Genomic DNA, 15165 nt, shown 5'->3' on the forward strand with positions numbered 1-15165 from the left:
GGGGGATTAATGCAGGATCTTGGCGAGGAAGTCTTTTGCACGATCCGATTTTGGATCGTTAAAGAAGGCATCCTTCTCCGAGTCTTCGACGATTTTCCCCTCATCCATAAAGATCACGCGGTTCGCCACTTTACGGGCAAAGCCCATTTCGTGCGTCACCACCATCATCGTCATTCCTTCATTAGCCAGCTCGACCATCACGTCCAGCACTTCGTTGATCATCTCTGGATCAAGGGCTGATGTCGGTTCATCAAACAGCATCGCCACCGGATCCATGCAGAGCGCACGGGCAATCGCCACGCGCTGCTGCTGACCGCCGGAGAGCTGCGCCGGGAACTTATTGGCGTGCGCCGTCAGCCCAACGCGCTCCAGCAGCTTCAGCCCTTTGTCGCGTGCCGCCGCTTTGTCGCGTTTCAGCACTTTTACCTGCGCCAGCGTCAGGTTTTCGATAATCGACAGGTGCGGGAAGAGCTCAAAGTGCTGGAACACCATCCCGACATGGGAGCGCAGCTCCGCGAGATTGGTTTTCTTATCATTCACTTTGGTGCCGTTAACCAGGATCTCGCCTTTCTGCACCGGCTCAAGGCCATTAACGGTTTTGATCAGCGTCGATTTACCGGAACCCGACGGGCCGCAAACCACTACCACCTCGCCCTTTTTCACTTCGGTGGAGCAGTCGGTCAACACCTGAAAGTGGCCATACCATTTCGAAACATTTTTCAGGGAAATCATTAGACGGTCCTTTTCTTCAGCCAGCTGACCAACAGCGAAGCACTCAAACTGATAACAAAATAGACAGCGCCGGCAAACAGGATCATCTCAACCTGCGTACCGTCACGCTCGCCAATCGTGGAGGCCGTGCGGAAGAAATCCGCCAGGCTCAGGACATACACTAACGAGGTGTCCTGGAATAAGACGATGCCCTGGGTAAGCAGCAGCGGCACCATGGCGCGAAACGCCTGCGGCAGAATAATCAGCTTCATCGACTGCCAGTGTGTCATGCCGAGCGCCAGCGCCGCGCTCGACTGCCCGCGGGAGATACTCTGGATCCCGGCGCGGATAATCTCCGAGTAGTACGCCGCCTCAAACATCGAGAAGGCAACCATCGCCGAGATAAGCCGGATATCAGTTTTTGGCGACAGGCCCAGCACGTTTTGCAGGAAACCCGGCACAATCAGGTAGAACCACAGCAGCACCATCACCAGCGGAATCGAGCGGAAGACGTTAACGTAGCTTTTTGCGAACCAGCGCAGCGGCGTAAAGGTCGACAGACGCATCACCGCCAGCAGCGTGCCCCAGACAATACCGAACACAACTGCGATGGCGGTGATTTTCAGCGTCACCAGCAATCCTGCCCACAGATAGGGAAGGGAAGGGACGATTGAACTCCAGTCAAACTCATACATCGTTATTTGCCTCCCATATTGCCCGGCAGGCGGATTTTGCGTTCAACCAGGTTCATCACCAGCATAATCACGGCATTAATCACCACGTAAGCGAGGGTAATGGCGGTAAAAGATTCCCATGCGTGGGCAGAGTAATCGAGCAGTTTGCCCGCCTGCGCCGCCATATCCACCAGACCAATCGTCGAAGCGATGGCCGAGTTTTTTACCAGGTTCATCATCTCCGAGGTCATCGGCGGGACAATTACGCGGTAGGCATTCGGCAGCAGCACGTAGCGGTAGGTCTGCGGCAGCGTCAGGCCCATCGCCAGGCCGGCGTTCTTCTGCCCGCGCGGCAGCGACTGGATTGCGGCGCGCACCTGCTCGCAGACGCGCGCTGCGGTAAACAGCCCCAGGCAGACCATCGACGAGAGGAAGAACTGGATATTGGGGTCCAACTCCGCCTTAAACCACATGCCGATATCTTCCGGCAACAGCTCCGGCACGACGAGATACCAGGTAAAGAACTGCACAATCAACGGTACGTTACGGAACAGTTCCACATATAAAGTGCCGATCCCGGAGAGGAAGCGGTTGGGAACGGTGCGCAGGATGCCAAACAGAGAGCCGACCAGGAAGGCGATGATCCAGGCCGTCACCGACAGCGCGATGGTGACCTGAAAACCGCTCCATAACCAGCCAAGATAGGTGGTGTTGCCGAACGGGGCCTGTTGCAGGAAGATCCCCCAGTTCCAGTCTATGGACATAAATCTACTCCGGAAAAAAAAGGGTAGCAGCGCTACCCTCGAAGATTGTGTGAAGTGCGAATGTTCACGCTGAGTGGGGAACGGCCACTCAACGCATAGTCTGTCCGTGCAGCTTCGACAATCGAGAGGGCAGGTAAACCCGCCCCTAATGGTTGTAATTAGTTCAGAGCTTTGTCGTTCGGTTCTTTGAACAGCGCTTTCATGTCGTCAGAAAGATCGAAGTTCAGGTTCATGTTTTTCGGTGGAATCGGGTTTTTAAACCACTTATCGAAGGATTTTTCCGCCGCGCCGGAGGTCTGATACTGCGCGATGGTCTCATCCATCAGCTTCTTAAATTCCGGATCGTTTTTGCGCAGCATACAGCCGTAAGCCTCTTTCGACTGCGGCGTGCCGACGATCTCCCAGTTGTCCGGTTTCTTCGCCTTCGCGCGCTCGCCGGCCAGCAGGGCATCATCCATCATAAAGGCCACCGCGCGGCCGCTCTCCAGCGTACGGAAGGAGTCGCCATGATCTTTCGCGCTGATGATGCGCATATCCATCTTCTTCTCGTCGTTCAGCTTGTTAAGCAGGATCTCGGAGGTGGTGCCGGAGGTGACAACCACGGCTTTGCCTTTCAGGTCGGCGAAATCTTTGATCGGGCCGCCTTTTTTGGTCAGCAGACGGGTGCCAACCACGAAAATGGTGTCAGAGAAGGCCGCCTGTTTCTGGCGCTCGACGTTGTTGGTAGTGGAGCCGCACTCAAAATCGAAGGTGCCGTTTTGCAGCAGCGGAATACGGTTTTGCGAGGTGACAGGAATCAGCTTAACCGCCAGATCCGGCTTGTTGAGCTTCTTCTTCACCGCTTCAACAATAGCGTTAGAGTAGTCTTGTGAATAACCGACAACTTTCTGAGCGTTGTCGTAATAGGAGAACGGTACGGAAGATTCACGGTGACCGACGACGATAACGCCGTTTTTGGCAATTTTATCCAGCGTCGATTGCTGAGCCGCTGCGTCGGCAGACTTCGCCTCTTCGGCATGTGCCAGACCGGCGGAAATTCCCATCACCAGCATGGCGGCGGCCAGTTTACGTAATTGCATATCCAGACTCCTTTATCGTCAGTGCGTAAAGCACAGTGATACCCGTTGTGTTGTTGTTATGTGCTGCTACATATTCGTGCAGTGTCGTGTGTGTTTGTTACATTTAGTCTGGCTTAATGTAAAGAATTTGCTGCGGTATTGTTTATTTTTGCGAGGCGCGCCGCACCGTTTAGAGGCAAAAATCTCACATTGCACCAGAATAGTGCTGCGACCGATCCCTGCCGGTGCGACCCGTTTACGCACGGGCAGATTTGGTCGTCACAGTGTAGATATAAGCAAGCGGCATGCCAGTTTGATGGATGCAGAAGAAATTGCCGGATGGCGGCGTACGCCTTATCCGGCCTACGGGGAAGTGCGAAATTTTGTAGGCCGGATAAGCGCAGCGCCCTCCGGCAAAGGTATGAGGTCGCTGCCGGATGGCAGCTTTCGCCTTATCCGGCCTACAGTGAAGCGCGAAGTTTTGTAGGCCGGATAAGCGCAGCGCCATCCGGCAAAGATATGAGGTCACTGCCGGATGGCGGCTTACGCCTTATCCGGCCTACGGTGACGTGCGAAATTTTGTAGGCCGGATAAGCGCAGCGCCATCCGGCGAACAGCGGCGAAAAACTAACGGCGGCGCTGACGCAGACTCATCACCAGCGCGCCAAAGCCCAGCAGCACCGTGATAATCCACACCGGCCAGTTACCCATCCGCGCATATGGCGTCAATCCGCTGGTAGGCGTGACTTTCGCCGTCAGCACCTCGCGGGTGAACTGCGGCAGCATCGCCTGGATCTCACCTTGCGGCCCAATCACGGCGGTAATGCCGTTATTGGTGCTGCGCAGCAGCGGGCGCGCCAGCTCCAGCGAACGCATCCGCGCCATCTGGAAGTGCTGCCATGGCCCAATCGACTTACCAAACCAGGCATCGTTGGAGATGGTCAGCAGGAAGTCGGTATCCGGGCGGAAGTTATCCCGCACCTGCTCGCCGAGGATAATCTCGTAGCAGATCGCCGCCGTCAGTTTTAAACCATGAGCCGAAAGCGGTGCCTGCACGTAAGGCCCGCGGCTAAAGGAGGACATCGGCAAATCAAAGAAGGGCGCGAGGGGGCGCAGAATCGACTCCAGCGGTACAAACTCACCAAACGGCACGAGGTGATTTTTGTTGTAGCGATCCGTTGAGCGATAGCTGTACGGGCTGCCGGTCCCTAGCGTAATCGCCGTATTGTAGGTGTCGTAGCGATTCTGCTGATTGAGGCGCGCATCAACAATGCCGGTGATCAGCGTGGCATTGTTCGCCCGCAGGGTTTTATCCATCTCGCTGAGAAAGCCCTGCTGGTTAATCTCCAGATCCGGGATCGCCGACTCCGGCCAGATAATCAGCTGCGACTTGCCCAGCACCTGCTCTGTCGCTCCGGCGTAAATTTTCAGCGTATTGCGCAGCTCGCCCGCATCCCACTTCATCGACTGCGGAATGTTGCCCTGCACCATCGTCACCTGGGTAGTGCGATCCGGCAGCAGTTGATACCACTGAATAAAACGCAGCGGGAAGGGGAGGGCGAAGAGCACAACCGACGTGACCAGCGGACGCCAGTTACGCGTTGCCAGCGCCAGCACCAGCAGGCCGCTCACCACCATCAGCAAAATGTTAATCGACTCGACGCCGAGCACCGGTGCCAGGCCTTTTAGCGGACCATCAATCTGGCTGTAGCCAAACTGTAGCCATGGGAAGCCGGTCAGCACCCAGCCGCGCAGGAACTCGGTGATCTGCCACACCACCGGGGCGGCAACCGCCACGCGCAGCCAGCTGGTTTTCGGCCACAGGCGCGAGAGCAGGCCGGCAAACAGGCCGGTATAAAGCGAGAGATAGGCCGCCAGCAGCGCGACGATAAAGACGTTGATGGGGCCAGGCATGCCGCCAAACTGCGCGATGCTGACATAGACCCAGTGCACGCCGCTGCCAAACAGGCCAAGCCCCCAGGCGTAGCCAATCCAGGCGGCCTGTAACGGACGGCGGTTGAGGGTTAAGCCCTGCAGGCCCATCAGGGAGAGAAGCGCGGCGGGCCAGAAGTCATAAGGTGAAAAAGCCAGCGTTCCGCTGGCTCCGAACAGTAACGCCAGCAGCAGACGGACGCGCTGGCGCTCAAACAAGGCGGCAAATACCATTTACATTACTCATCCAGTTTCGGTTGCGGAGAATCATCCGGCATTCTGACATGGACCTGAATAATACGTCGACTGTCTGCCATAGCGACTTTGAATTGGTAACCATCAATGTCGATAGATTCGCCGCGCGCGGGGAGGTGACCAAACGCCTGCATCACCAGACCGCCAATGGTATCAACCTCTTCATCGCTGAAGTGGGTACCGAAGGTGTCGTTAAAGTCTTCAATCGGCGCCAGCGCGCGTACCGTCCAGGTGTGACGGCTCAGCTGGCGGAAATCGATATCCTCTTCTTCGTCATACTCATCTTCGATTTCGCCAACGATCAGCTCAAGAATATCTTCGATAGTGACCAGACCGGAGACACCACCAAACTCATCAATAACGATAGCCATGTGGTAGCGCTGGGAACGGAACTCTTTGAGCATGCGGTCAACGCGCTTGCTTTCCGGTACCACCACTGCCGGGCGTAACACTTTTTCCATGCTGAATGCTTCGGCATCGCTGCGCATAAACGGCAGCAGATCCTTCGCCATCAGAATCCCTTCGATATGATCTTTGTCTTCGCTAATGACCGGGAAACGCGAGTGGGCGGACTCGATAATGACATCGAGACACTCGTCCAGCGTCTGGTTGCGTTTCAGGGTGATCATTTGTGAACGGGGGATCATGATGTCGCGTAGGCGCTGGTCCGCAATATCCATCACCCCTTCGAGCATGTCGCGCGTATCTTCATCAATAAGCTCGTTCTGCCCGGAGTCTCGGATCAGAGCCAGTAATTCATCACGGTTTTTCGGTTCGCCGTGAAAGAGCTGGCTGAGTAAAAGGGAGAAGAATCCCTTTTTGCTGTTGGTGTTGTCGCTACTGTGTGAGTTATCGTCGCTCATGGCGTCGTGTGGGTTCTCATGTTGGTTGAATTGTCGCTCGTCACGCGTAAACTCAGCGCCGGACGGCATTTTGTGCCAATGCGCCAGCGAACTGGCGCACAGACTACTCCTTCTCGGAAATGTACGGATCCTCATAGCCCAGAGCAAGCATTATCTCTGTCTCGATCCCTTCCATCTCTTCCGCTTCCTCATCCTCGATATGGTCATACCCCAGCAGGTGTAAGCTGCCGTGGATCACCATATGCGCCCAGTGGGCTTCGAGGGGTTTAACCTGTTCGATCGCCTCCTGCTCAACCACCTGGCGGCAGATGATCAGGTCGCCCAGCAGCGGCATTTCGATGCCGGGCGGCGCTTCGAACGGGAAAGAGAGCACGTTGGTCGGCTTATCTTTCCCGCGATAGGTCAGGTTCAGCTCGTGGCTCTCCGCGCTGTCGACCAGCCGGATGGTGACTTCCGCTTCCGGCTGGAACTGCGGGATCACCGCATCCAGCCACGCCTGAAACTGCGCTTCATCCGGCAGGCCGGTGGTATCTTCGCACGCCAGCTGTAAATCGAGGATCACCTGACTCATTTCTGCTCCTGATCCTGGGCTTCGCGCTTACGCTCGGCGGCCAGTTCTGCTTTCCGTTTCTGCTCCGCTTCTTCCCAGGCTTCATAAGCGATAACAATGCGTGCCACCACCGGGTGGCGCACCACATCTTCGCTGTGGAAGAAGTTAAAGCTGATCTCATCAACATTTCCCAGCACTTCGATAGCGTGGCGCAGGCCCGATTTGGTGCTGCGCGGCAGGTCAATCTGCGTGACGTCGCCGGTGATCACCGCTTTCGAGTTGAAGCCGATACGCGTCAGGAACATCTTCATCTGTTCGATGGTGGTGTTCTGGCTCTCATCGAGAATGATAAAGGCATCATTCAGGGTACGACCGCGCATATAGGCGAGCGGGGCGACCTCAATGACGTTACGCTCCATGAGCTTCTCAACGCGCTCAAAGCCGAGCATCTCAAACAGCGCATCATAGAGCGGGCGCAGGTAAGGGTCGACCTTCTGGCTGAGATCGCCGGGCAGGAAGCCAAGTTTTTCACCCGCTTCCACCGCCGGGCGAGTCAGCAGAATACGCCGCACTTCCTGGCGCTCAAGCGCATCCACGGCGGCTGCGACCGCAAGGTAGGTTTTACCCGTACCCGCCGGGCCGACGCCGAAGGTGATGTCATGATCGAGCACGTTAGCGATGTACTGCGCCTGGTTCGGCGTGCGTGGCTTGATAACGCCGCGCTTGGTCTTTATGTTGACCGCTTTACCATACTCCGGCACGCTCTCGGCGCTCTGCTCCAGCACGCGGGCCTCTTTGATCGCCAGGTGGATCTGATTCGGCTCGATATCCTGGGTCTGGCCGCGCATCGGCGCAGTGTCGACATACAGCGTGCGCAGAATATCGGCAGCCGCGTTGACACAAATTTCGCGTCCGGTGAGTTTGAAGTGATTATCGCGGCGGTTGATTTCGATGCCCAGTCGCCGCTCCAGTTGTTTGATGTTGTCGTCAAACGGGCCGCACAGACTTAGCAGACGTGCGTTGTCCGCTGGCTCAAGGGTGATTTCACGCGTATCTATGTTCAAACTGTTCCTCTTTGATATGTGTCGCCATAGCGCCTCTCTGGCAAGTATTTACGGCATAGCCAGAAGTCGCAAGCATCAGACAGCATGTTGGGGTGATCGCGGGGAAAAGCAAGGCCTGCCAGAAATGGCAGGCCTGAGGTTTTACGGCTGATACGTGCCTACGCCAAGCTCATTCTCTTTACGGGTACGGGCGATAACCGAGGCCGGGGATTCTGCCACGCGCAGCCCCATCTCCTCTTCGGTACGCACCAGCACGCCGCGCAGGGAGTTGGTGTAGACATCCACAATCTCGACATCGACAAACTTGCCGATCATCTCCGGCGTGCCTTCGAAGTTCACCACGCGGTTGTTCTCGGTACGACCGGACAACTCCATGATGCTCTTACGCGAAGTGCCCTCCACCAGAATACGCTGCGTGGTACCCAGCATGCGGCGGCTCCAGGCCATCGCCTGCTGATTAATACGGTCTTGCAGGATATAGAGACGCTGCTTCTTCTCCTCATCCGGTACATCGTCAACCATATCGGCAGCTGGCGTACCCGGGCGGGCTGAGAAGATAAAGCTGTAGCTCATGTCGAAATTGACGTCGGCAATCAGCTTCATGGTCTTTTCAAAGTCGTCGGTGGTTTCACCCGGGAAGCCGACAATAAAGTCAGAGCTGATCTGAATGTCCGGGCGTGCCGCGCGCAGCTTACGGATGATCGCTTTATACTCCAGTGCGGTGTGAGTGCGCCCCATCAGGTTCAGCACGCGGTCGGAACCGCTCTGCACCGGCAGGTGCAGGAAGCTCACCAGCTCCGGCGTATCGCGATAGACATCAACGATATCATCGGTGAACTCAATCGGGTGGCTGGTAGTAAAGCGAATACGGTCGATGCCGTCAATCGCGGCGACCAGCCGCAGCAGGTCGGCAAAGGTGCCGGTTGTGCCATCGTAGTTTTCACCGCGCCAGGCGTTAACGTTCTGGCCAAGCAGGTTCACTTCACGCACACCCTGCGCCGCCAGCTGGGCAATCTCAAACAGGATGTCATCGGAAGGACGGCTCACCTCTTCGCCACGGGTATAAGGCACCACGCAGTAGGTACAATATTTGTTGCACCCTTCCATGATTGAGACAAAGGCGGTCGGGCCTTCGGCGCGCGGTTCCGGCAGGCGATCGAATTTTTCAATTTCCGGGAAGCTGATATCGACGACCGGGCTGCGGTTGCCGCGCACGGAGTTGATCATCTCCGGCAGACGGTGCAGGGTTTGTGGCCCAAAAATGATGTCGACATAGTGGGCGCGCTGGCGAATATGATCGCCCTCCTGTGAGGCCACGCAGCCGCCGACGCCAATAATCAGCTCCGGGTTTTTCTCTTTCAGCAGCTTCCAGCGGCCCAGCTGATGGAAAACTTTCTCCTGGGCTTTCTCGCGGATTGAGCAGGTATTGAGCAGCAGCACATCCGCTTCTTCCGCAACCTCGGTCAGTTGATAGCCGTGGGTGGCATCCAGCAGATCGGCCATCTTTGATGAATCATATTCATTCATCTGACAGCCCCAGGTTTTAATATGGAGTTTTTTTGTCATCGACTTGCTCTTGCGTAAGTTCGTATACCCGGAGTATGACGGGTATAAGCCAGGATTGCAGGCCGCGTATTGTAATGCTTTGGTTGCGCCCTGACCAGTATGACGGTTGACGGGGGGCAAGGGCGCAAAAATCCGGTAGACTTAGGCCATTCATCTAAAAGGACACTTCGCCATGACAAATCACTCCACAGAGGTCGCTATTGTTGGCGGCGGTATGGTCGGCGGGGCGCTGGCGTTAGGGCTTGCGCAACAGGGTTTTGCCGTCACAGTTGTTGATAAACAGATCCCATCCCCCTTTGATGCCAGCGCACCGCCGGATGTGCGCATCTCGGCGATTAGCGCCGCCTCGGTCGAACTGCTGCGTGGATTGGGCGTCTGGGAGAGCATCGAAGCGATGCGTTGCCACCCTTACCGGCAGCTGGAGACATGGGAGTGGGAAAATGCCCACGTGCTGTTTGACGCCCGCGAGCTGAAGCTGCCGCTGCTCGGGTACATGGTAGAAAACAGCGTGTTGCAGTACGCATTATGGCAAGCGCTGCAGGCGCATCCGCAGGTGACGCTGAGCACAGAGACGTTGAGCGGGCGTGAAGCCCGTGATGGCCGCCAAACCATTATTTTTAAAAATGGCGATACGTTAACGGCACAGCTGTTAATTGGCGCGGACGGTGCTAACTCCTGGGTGCGCCAGTCGGCCGGGATTGGCATTCATGCCTGGCAGTACGATCAATCCTGCATGCTGATAAGCGTCGAGTGTGAGCAGGATGCGGGTGAGTCAACCTGGCAGCACTTTACGCCAAACGGGCCGCACGCCTTTTTACCGCTTTATGATCGCTGGGCGTCGCTGGTGTGGTATGACACGCCAGCGCGCATTCGCCAGTTACAAGCCCTCTCCATGACGCAGCTGGAGCAGGAGATCGCCCGCCACTTTCCACCGCGGCTGGGGCGCGTCAAAGCGGTCTCTGCGGCGTCATTCCCACTGGTGCGTCGCCATGCGCTGCAATATGTGCAGCCGGGGCTGGCGCTGGTGGGCGATGCGGCGCACACCATTCATCCGCTGGCGGGGCAGGGGGTGAATCTCGGTTATCGTGATGTGGATGCGCTGCTGGATGTGCTGTCACGCGCCCGCAGCCACGGCGAAGCCTGGGCCAGCCGCGAAGTGCTGCAACGCTACCAGGCGCGGCGCAGGGCGGATAACTTCATTATGCAGAGCGGGATGGATCTCTTTTATGCCGGGTTCAGTAACGATCTTGGGCCGCTGCGCGTGTTACGCAATATTGGCCTGATGGCGGCAGAGCGCGCCGGAGGGTTGAAACGCCAGGCGCTAAAATACGCCTTAGGCCTGTAAGAAAGCGCGAGCGAGACTTCGCTCGCGCACACCGTTACGGCACTGCGAGCATCCTGTCGAGTGCCGTCTTCACCTGTTTGTTGTCAACGAAATAGGCCTGATAGCCTGTCGCCGCGTCAATCTCCTGCAATGCCCATTTTTCTGCATGCACGTCGCTAATGGCGCGCGCTGTGCGGTAGAGCGGTATCAGTAGCAGAATCAGCATTATGCCTGCCGCCAGCCCTTCATAACTCACCAGCGGATTGGCGCGAGCCTGATCGATCAACATCGCGATGGCCGCGAGTTGGATCAGCGCTCTGGCGATAAAACCGCGCATAAAAAACTGGCGCAGCCGCTCAGGCGTGGAGAAACAGGGATTTTTCAGCGAGGCGCGCTTCTCATGCACCGGGATCCCCTGCACGTAGACCATCCACTCCTCGCGCTCTTTCATCAATGTCGCCTGGCCGTTCTCGCTCAGGATATGCAGGCGCATCGAGACCAGCACCGGAAACAGCACCCCGATAACCAGAAAATAGAGGATTGGCGCGCTCAGCCCAAGAAAGGTGGCGGCAATAACCGCGAAGAGCAGCAGCAGGTGATAGGGGGAGTAGAACCACAGCGCTGTCGTTTGATAATTCATGAGGCGCACCCGACGGGAGGAAGATGGCTCAAATTAACATGCCATTCAGGCGTTTAACAGCTACTGATTGTCAGGAGGCAAAAAACAAAAAAGCCCGCCGAAGCGAGCTTTTTTGTTTTGATTGGCTGGGGTACGAGGATTCGAACCTCGGAATGGTGGAATCAGAATCCACTGCCTTACCGCTTGGCGATACCCCAAAAGTGCGCTTGCCGGAGCAGACGTCTTTGAAGTTGGCTGGGGTACGAGGATTCGAACCTCGGAATGGTGGAATCAGAATCCACTGCCTTACCGCTTGGCGATACCCCAACAAATCTTTTTCGGTTTAATGCCTGAGCATTACGCCTTGAATATGGTGGCTACGACGGGAATCGAACCTGTGACCCCAGCATTATGAGTGCTGTGCTCTAACCAGCTGAGCTACGTAGCCAAATTTTACTGCTTACCCAGTCATCGACTGGCTGGGGTACCTGGATTCGAACCAGGGAATGCCGGTATCAAAAACCGGTGCCTTACCGCTTGGCGATACCCCAACGACTAACGCGTTAACACGCAGGAGTCGAAGAAGAGATGGCTGGGGTACCTGGATTCGAACCAGGGAATGCCGGTATCAAAAACCGGTGCCTTACCGCTTGGCGATACCCCATCCGTGCAACGCTTCTTTGGGAATGGTGCGGGAGGCGAGACTTGAACTCGCACACCTTGCGGCGCCAGAACCTAAATCTGGTGCGTCTACCAATTTCGCCACTCCCGCAAAAAAAGATGGTGGCTACGACGGGAATCGAACCTGTGACCCCAGCATTATGAGTGCTGTGCTCTAACCAGCTGAGCTACGTAGCCATCTTTTTTTCGCGTTACCTTATCGGCGTTGCGGGGCGCATTATGCGTATTGAGCCTGAGAGCGTCAACACCTTTTTCATCGAAAATTGCTGGAATGTGACTGTTTGGTTAGGTTGCGAACAGCATGTTGCTTTATTCAACAAAAAACGATTTTCTGCGTGAAATCAGCCACACAAAAACAACAGGCCCCGCAGGGCCTGTATGCATAACCATCGCTCATCAGTAGGCCGACTGGTGCACACCGATAGCGCGGCCCGATGGATCGTTCATGGTTTTGAACGCTTCGTCCCACTCGAACGCTTTAGCCGAAGAGCAGGCCACGGATGGACCGCCCGGCACGCACTCGGCAGCGCTGGCTACCGGAAAGAGCTCTTCAAAGATTTCACGGTAGAGATAGGCCTCTTTCGAAGACGGCGTGTTGTACGGGAAGCGATAGCTGGCAGTTTCCAGCTGCTGATCCGTCACCTGCTGCGCCGCCACCTCTTTCAGGGTATCGATCCAGCTGTAGCCTACGCCGTCGGAGAACTGCTCTTTCTGACGCCAGGCCACGCTTGCCGGTAGGTAGGATTCAAAACATTCGCGCAGGATATGTTTTTCCATCTTACCGTTGCTGCCGCACATCTTATCCTGCGGGTTAATGCGCATCGCCACGTCGAGGAAGTTCTTATCGAGGAACGGTACGCGCGCTTCCACGCCCCAGGCAGACATCGCTTTGTTGGCGCGGGCGCAGTCAAACATATGCAGCGCCTGCAGTTTACGCACCGTCTCTTCGTGCAGCTCCTTCGCATCCGGCGCTTTATGGAAATAGAGATAGCCGCCGAAGACTTCGTCAGAACCCTCACCAGAGAGCACCATTTTGATGCCCATCGCTTTGATTTTGCGTGACATCAGGTACATTGGCGTCGAAGCGCGAATGGTGGTGACGTCATAGGTTTCAATGTGATAGATCACATCGCGGATCGCATCCAGACCCTCCTGCACGGTGAAGTGAATTTCATGGTGCACGGTGCCAAGATGGTTCGCGACTTCCTGCGCCGCTTTCAGATCTGGTGCGCCCTTCAGGCCGACGGCGAAAGAGTGCAGCTGCGGCCACCAGGCTTCTGATTTCTCCTGATCTTCCACGCGGCGAGCGGCGAACTTTTTGGTGATTGCGGAGATAACGGAGGAGTCCAGCCCGCCGGAGAGCAGCACGCCGTACGGCACGTCGGACATCAGGTGGCTCTTCACCGCATCTTCCAGCGCCTGGCGCAGCGCGTCTTTATCGGTAACGTTATCTTTTACAGCGTCATAGGAGAACCAGTCACGCTGATAGTAAGAGCGGATTTCACCCTCTTTGCTCCACAGATAGCTACCCGCCGGGAACTCTTTAATCGTGCGGCAGACCGGCACCAGCGCTTTCATTTCAGAGGCAACATAGAGGTTGCCGTGCTCATCATGACCCATATAGAGCGGGATGATACCGATATGGTCACGGCCAATCAGATACGCATCCTGTTCACTGTCGTAAAGCACGAAAGCAAACATGCCCTGCAATTCGTCGAGGAACGCTGGCCCTTTTTCCTGATAGAGGGCGAGGATTACTTCACAGTCGGATCCGGTCTGGAAGGCATAGCGGTCGCCGTATTCTGCGCGCAGCGCCTGGTGGTTATAAATTTCACCGTTAACGGCCAGCGCATGCGTTTTTTGTTCGTTATAGAGCGGCTGCGCACCGGCATTGACGTCGACAATTGACAGACGTTCATGAGCAAGAATCGCTTTATCACTGGCATAAACGCCGGACCAGTCCGGGCCGCGGTGGCGCATCAGACGGGATAATTCGAGCGCTTTTTTACGCAATTCGCCTGCGTCGGTTTTGATATCCAGTACGCCAAAAATTGAACACATAGAGTTCTCCGTTAACCTTGAGGGCATTGCTTTAATGTTGTGTGCTTGTAGCCAAAATGCCGCAAAAGACGGGCAGGGCGCAAGCCTTTTAGCGGCAGGAAATGAAAAAGTGCAACGGTAATTAATGAATGCTGAAAATTGCGTATATATTGCGCTGGATTATTGATGATTCTTCAAAATTAAACGGTATTTATTAGACGAAGCGAGTTTTTGGTAAAGCAAAAATGAAAAACCACGCTCAAAGGCGTGGTTACGTTCAGATAACGTCAATTTCGGCGACCGAGGGGTAAATCCAGGATGGCCTGAACGGCATGCTGTCGATATCGTCCAGCCGCGAGACGCCGGAGAGCACCAGGATGGTCTCCAGACCGGCCTGGAAGCCAGCCAGGATATCGGTGCGCAGGTTATCGCCGACAATCACCGTCTGCTCCGAGTGTGCCTGCATGGTGTTCAGCGCGGCGCGAATGATCCACGGGCTCGGTTTGCCGACATAAAAGGGCTTGCGGCCGGAGATCTTCTCAATACCAGCGCAGAGCGCGCCGCAGGCGGGGTAGAAGCCGCGACCGTGCGTATCCGGGTTGGTAGCGATAAAACGTGCGCCATTGGCGACGAAGAAGGCCGCGCGGTGCATCATCTCCCAGTTGTAGGAGCGGGTTTCGCCGACGATCACGAAGTCCGGGTTGATGTCGGTAATGGTGAAGCCGGCTTTATAGAGCTCATGAATCAGCGCCCCTTCGCCGACGACATAGGCTTTTTTGCCCTCCTGGCGCTTGAGGAAGTCCGCCGTTGCCATCGCCGAGGTGTAAAAAACGCTGGCGGGCACATCAATCCCCGCAGAGGCAAAGCGGTTAGCCAGATCCTGACCGGTCTGAGAAGGGTAGTTAGTCAGCAATACCAGCGGCATCTCTTTCTCAAGGATGCGGGTAACAAACTCGGCGGCGCCAGGAACGGCAACGTTATCGTGCATCAGCACGCCATCAATATCGCAGATTACATTCTGAATGGTCATGGAGTGTCCGGATAAAAAAATAAGTGTTAACTAT

13 protein-coding genes and 7 tRNA genes are annotated in these 15165 nt (G+C 56.0%); 1 reads left to right on the forward strand and 19 read right to left on the reverse strand.

Annotated features, from left to right (window positions below):
• Nucleotides 1-6: 6 nt before the first annotated feature.
• From HF650_RS07045 to miaB, 9 genes are all read right to left on the reverse strand, one after another.
• A complete protein-coding gene (locus HF650_RS07045) occupies nt 7-732 on the reverse strand; it encodes an amino acid ABC transporter ATP-binding protein (protein WP_023479949.1) in 726 nt (241 codons plus the stop codon).
• Complete coding sequence (gene gltK / locus HF650_RS07050; RefSeq protein ID WP_187801765.1) at nt 732-1406, reverse strand: glutamate/aspartate ABC transporter permease GltK; 675 nt, start codon at nt 1404-1406, stop codon at nt 732-734. Before gltK ends, HF650_RS07045 begins: the two co-directional genes overlap by 1 nt.
• Before the next feature lie 2 nt (nt 1407-1408).
• Nucleotides 1409-2149 carry a glutamate/aspartate ABC transporter permease GltJ gene (gene gltJ, locus HF650_RS07055; RefSeq protein WP_023480005.1) on the reverse strand — a complete coding sequence of 247 codons (741 nt, stop codon included), beginning with the start codon at nt 2147-2149 and terminating at the stop codon, nt 1409-1411.
• Between the two features lie 158 nt (nt 2150-2307).
• A complete protein-coding gene (locus HF650_RS07060) occupies nt 2308-3228 on the reverse strand; it encodes an amino acid ABC transporter substrate-binding protein (protein WP_187801766.1) in 921 nt (306 codons plus the stop codon).
• Nucleotides 3229-3834: 606 nt separating this feature from the next.
• Nucleotides 3835-5373 carry an apolipoprotein N-acyltransferase gene (gene lnt, locus HF650_RS07065; protein ID WP_187801767.1) on the reverse strand — a complete coding sequence of 513 codons (1539 nt, stop codon included), beginning with the start codon at nt 5371-5373 and terminating at the stop codon, nt 3835-3837.
• 5 nt (nt 5374-5378) lie between these two features.
• Entirely contained in the window at nt 5379-6257 is an 879-nt protein-coding gene (gene corC / locus HF650_RS07070; protein ID WP_187802628.1) for a CNNM family magnesium/cobalt transport protein CorC, read from the reverse strand.
• 103 nt (nt 6258-6360) lie between these two features.
• Nucleotides 6361-6828, reverse strand: a complete 468-nt coding sequence (ybeY, locus tag HF650_RS07075) for an rRNA maturation RNase YbeY (RefSeq protein WP_187801768.1) — start codon at nt 6826-6828, stop codon at nt 6361-6363.
• Nucleotides 6825-7871, reverse strand: a complete 1047-nt coding sequence (locus tag HF650_RS07080; RefSeq protein ID WP_187801769.1) for a PhoH family protein — start codon at nt 7869-7871, stop codon at nt 6825-6827. The genes ybeY and HF650_RS07080 overlap by 4 nt, the downstream gene beginning before the upstream one ends.
• A 141-nt stretch (nt 7872-8012) precedes the next feature.
• Nucleotides 8013-9437 (reverse strand): tRNA (N6-isopentenyl adenosine(37)-C2)-methylthiotransferase MiaB, encoded by a 1425-nt coding sequence (miaB, locus tag HF650_RS07085; RefSeq protein ID WP_187801770.1) that lies wholly within the window; start codon nt 9435-9437, stop codon nt 8013-8015.
• 172 nt (nt 9438-9609) lie between these two features.
• Between miaB and ubiF the strand changes: the two genes are divergently transcribed.
• A complete protein-coding gene (ubiF, locus tag HF650_RS07090; protein WP_187801771.1) occupies nt 9610-10782 on the forward strand; it encodes a 3-demethoxyubiquinol 3-hydroxylase in 1173 nt (390 codons plus the stop codon).
• Nucleotides 10783-10816: 34 nt separating this feature from the next.
• Here ubiF and HF650_RS07095 read toward each other — a convergent pair whose 3' ends face one another.
• The 10 genes from HF650_RS07095 to HF650_RS07140 all read right to left on the reverse strand — a co-directional run bounded on the left by HF650_RS07095 (nt 10817) and on the right by HF650_RS07140 (nt 15131).
• Nucleotides 10817-11401 (reverse strand): hypothetical protein, encoded by a 585-nt coding sequence (locus tag HF650_RS07095; protein ID WP_187801772.1) that lies wholly within the window; start codon nt 11399-11401, stop codon nt 10817-10819.
• A gap of 122 nt (nt 11402-11523) precedes the next feature.
• A tRNA-Gln gene (locus HF650_RS07100) sits at nt 11524-11598 on the reverse strand.
• A 34-nt stretch (nt 11599-11632) separates the two neighbouring features.
• Nucleotides 11633-11707, reverse strand: a tRNA-Gln gene (locus HF650_RS07105).
• A gap of 44 nt (nt 11708-11751) precedes the next feature.
• A tRNA-Met gene (locus HF650_RS07110) sits at nt 11752-11828 on the reverse strand.
• Nucleotides 11829-11856: 28 nt separating this feature from the next.
• A tRNA-Gln gene (locus tag HF650_RS07115) sits at nt 11857-11931 on the reverse strand.
• A gap of 38 nt (nt 11932-11969) precedes the next feature.
• Nucleotides 11970-12044: transfer RNA gene (locus HF650_RS07120), tRNA-Gln, on the reverse strand.
• 23 nt (nt 12045-12067) lie between these two features.
• A tRNA-Leu gene (locus HF650_RS07125) sits at nt 12068-12152 on the reverse strand.
• 9 nt (nt 12153-12161) lie between these two features.
• A tRNA-Met gene (locus tag HF650_RS07130) sits at nt 12162-12238 on the reverse strand.
• Nucleotides 12239-12457: 219 nt separating this feature from the next.
• The gene (gene asnB / locus HF650_RS07135; RefSeq protein WP_187801773.1) at nt 12458-14122 is read right to left on the reverse strand and encodes an asparagine synthase B; all 1665 of its coding nucleotides are present in this window, start codon (nt 14120-14122) and stop codon (nt 12458-12460) included.
• A gap of 256 nt (nt 14123-14378) precedes the next feature.
• Nucleotides 14379-15131: an HAD-IIA family hydrolase gene (locus tag HF650_RS07140; protein WP_023479994.1), complete on the reverse strand. Its 753-nt coding sequence runs from the start codon at nt 15129-15131 to the stop codon at nt 14379-14381.
• Nucleotides 15132-15165: the final 34 nt, after the last annotated feature.

Source organism: Kosakonia sp. SMBL-WEM22 (assembly GCF_014490785.1).
GTDB lineage: Bacteria > Pseudomonadota > Gammaproteobacteria > Enterobacterales > Enterobacteriaceae > Kosakonia.

Coding starts and splice junctions, on each gene's coding strand:
- HF650_RS07045 (WP_023479949.1), bottom strand. CDS start 732: ATGATTTCCCTGAAAAATGTTTCGAAATGGTATGGCCACTTTCAGGTG.
- gltK (WP_187801765.1), bottom strand. CDS start 1,406: ATGTATGAGTTTGACTGGAGTTCAATCGTCCCTTCCCTTCCCTATCTG.
- gltJ (WP_023480005.1), bottom strand. CDS start 2,149: ATGTCCATAGACTGGAACTGGGGGATCTTCCTGCAACAGGCCCCGTTC.
- HF650_RS07060 (WP_187801766.1), bottom strand. CDS start 3,228: ATGCAATTACGTAAACTGGCCGCCGCCATGCTGGTGATGGGAATTTCC.
- lnt (WP_187801767.1), bottom strand. CDS start 5,373: ATGGTATTTGCCGCCTTGTTTGAGCGCCAGCGCGTCCGTCTGCTGCTG.
- corC (WP_187802628.1), bottom strand. CDS start 6,257: ATGAGCGACGATAACTCACACAGTAGCGACAACACCAACAGCAAAAAG.
- ybeY (WP_187801768.1), bottom strand. CDS start 6,828: ATGAGTCAGGTGATCCTCGATTTACAGCTGGCGTGCGAAGATACCACC.
- miaB (WP_187801770.1), bottom strand. CDS start 9,437: ATGACAAAAAAACTCCATATTAAAACCTGGGGCTGTCAGATGAATGAA.
- ubiF (WP_187801771.1), top strand. CDS start 9,610: ATGACAAATCACTCCACAGAGGTCGCTATTGTTGGCGGCGGTATGGTC.
- HF650_RS07095 (WP_187801772.1), bottom strand. CDS start 11,401: ATGAATTATCAAACGACAGCGCTGTGGTTCTACTCCCCCTATCACCTG.
- asnB (WP_187801773.1), bottom strand. CDS start 14,122: ATGTGTTCAATTTTTGGCGTACTGGATATCAAAACCGACGCAGGCGAA.
- HF650_RS07140 (WP_023479994.1), bottom strand. CDS start 15,131: ATGACCATTCAGAATGTAATCTGCGATATTGATGGCGTGCTGATGCAC.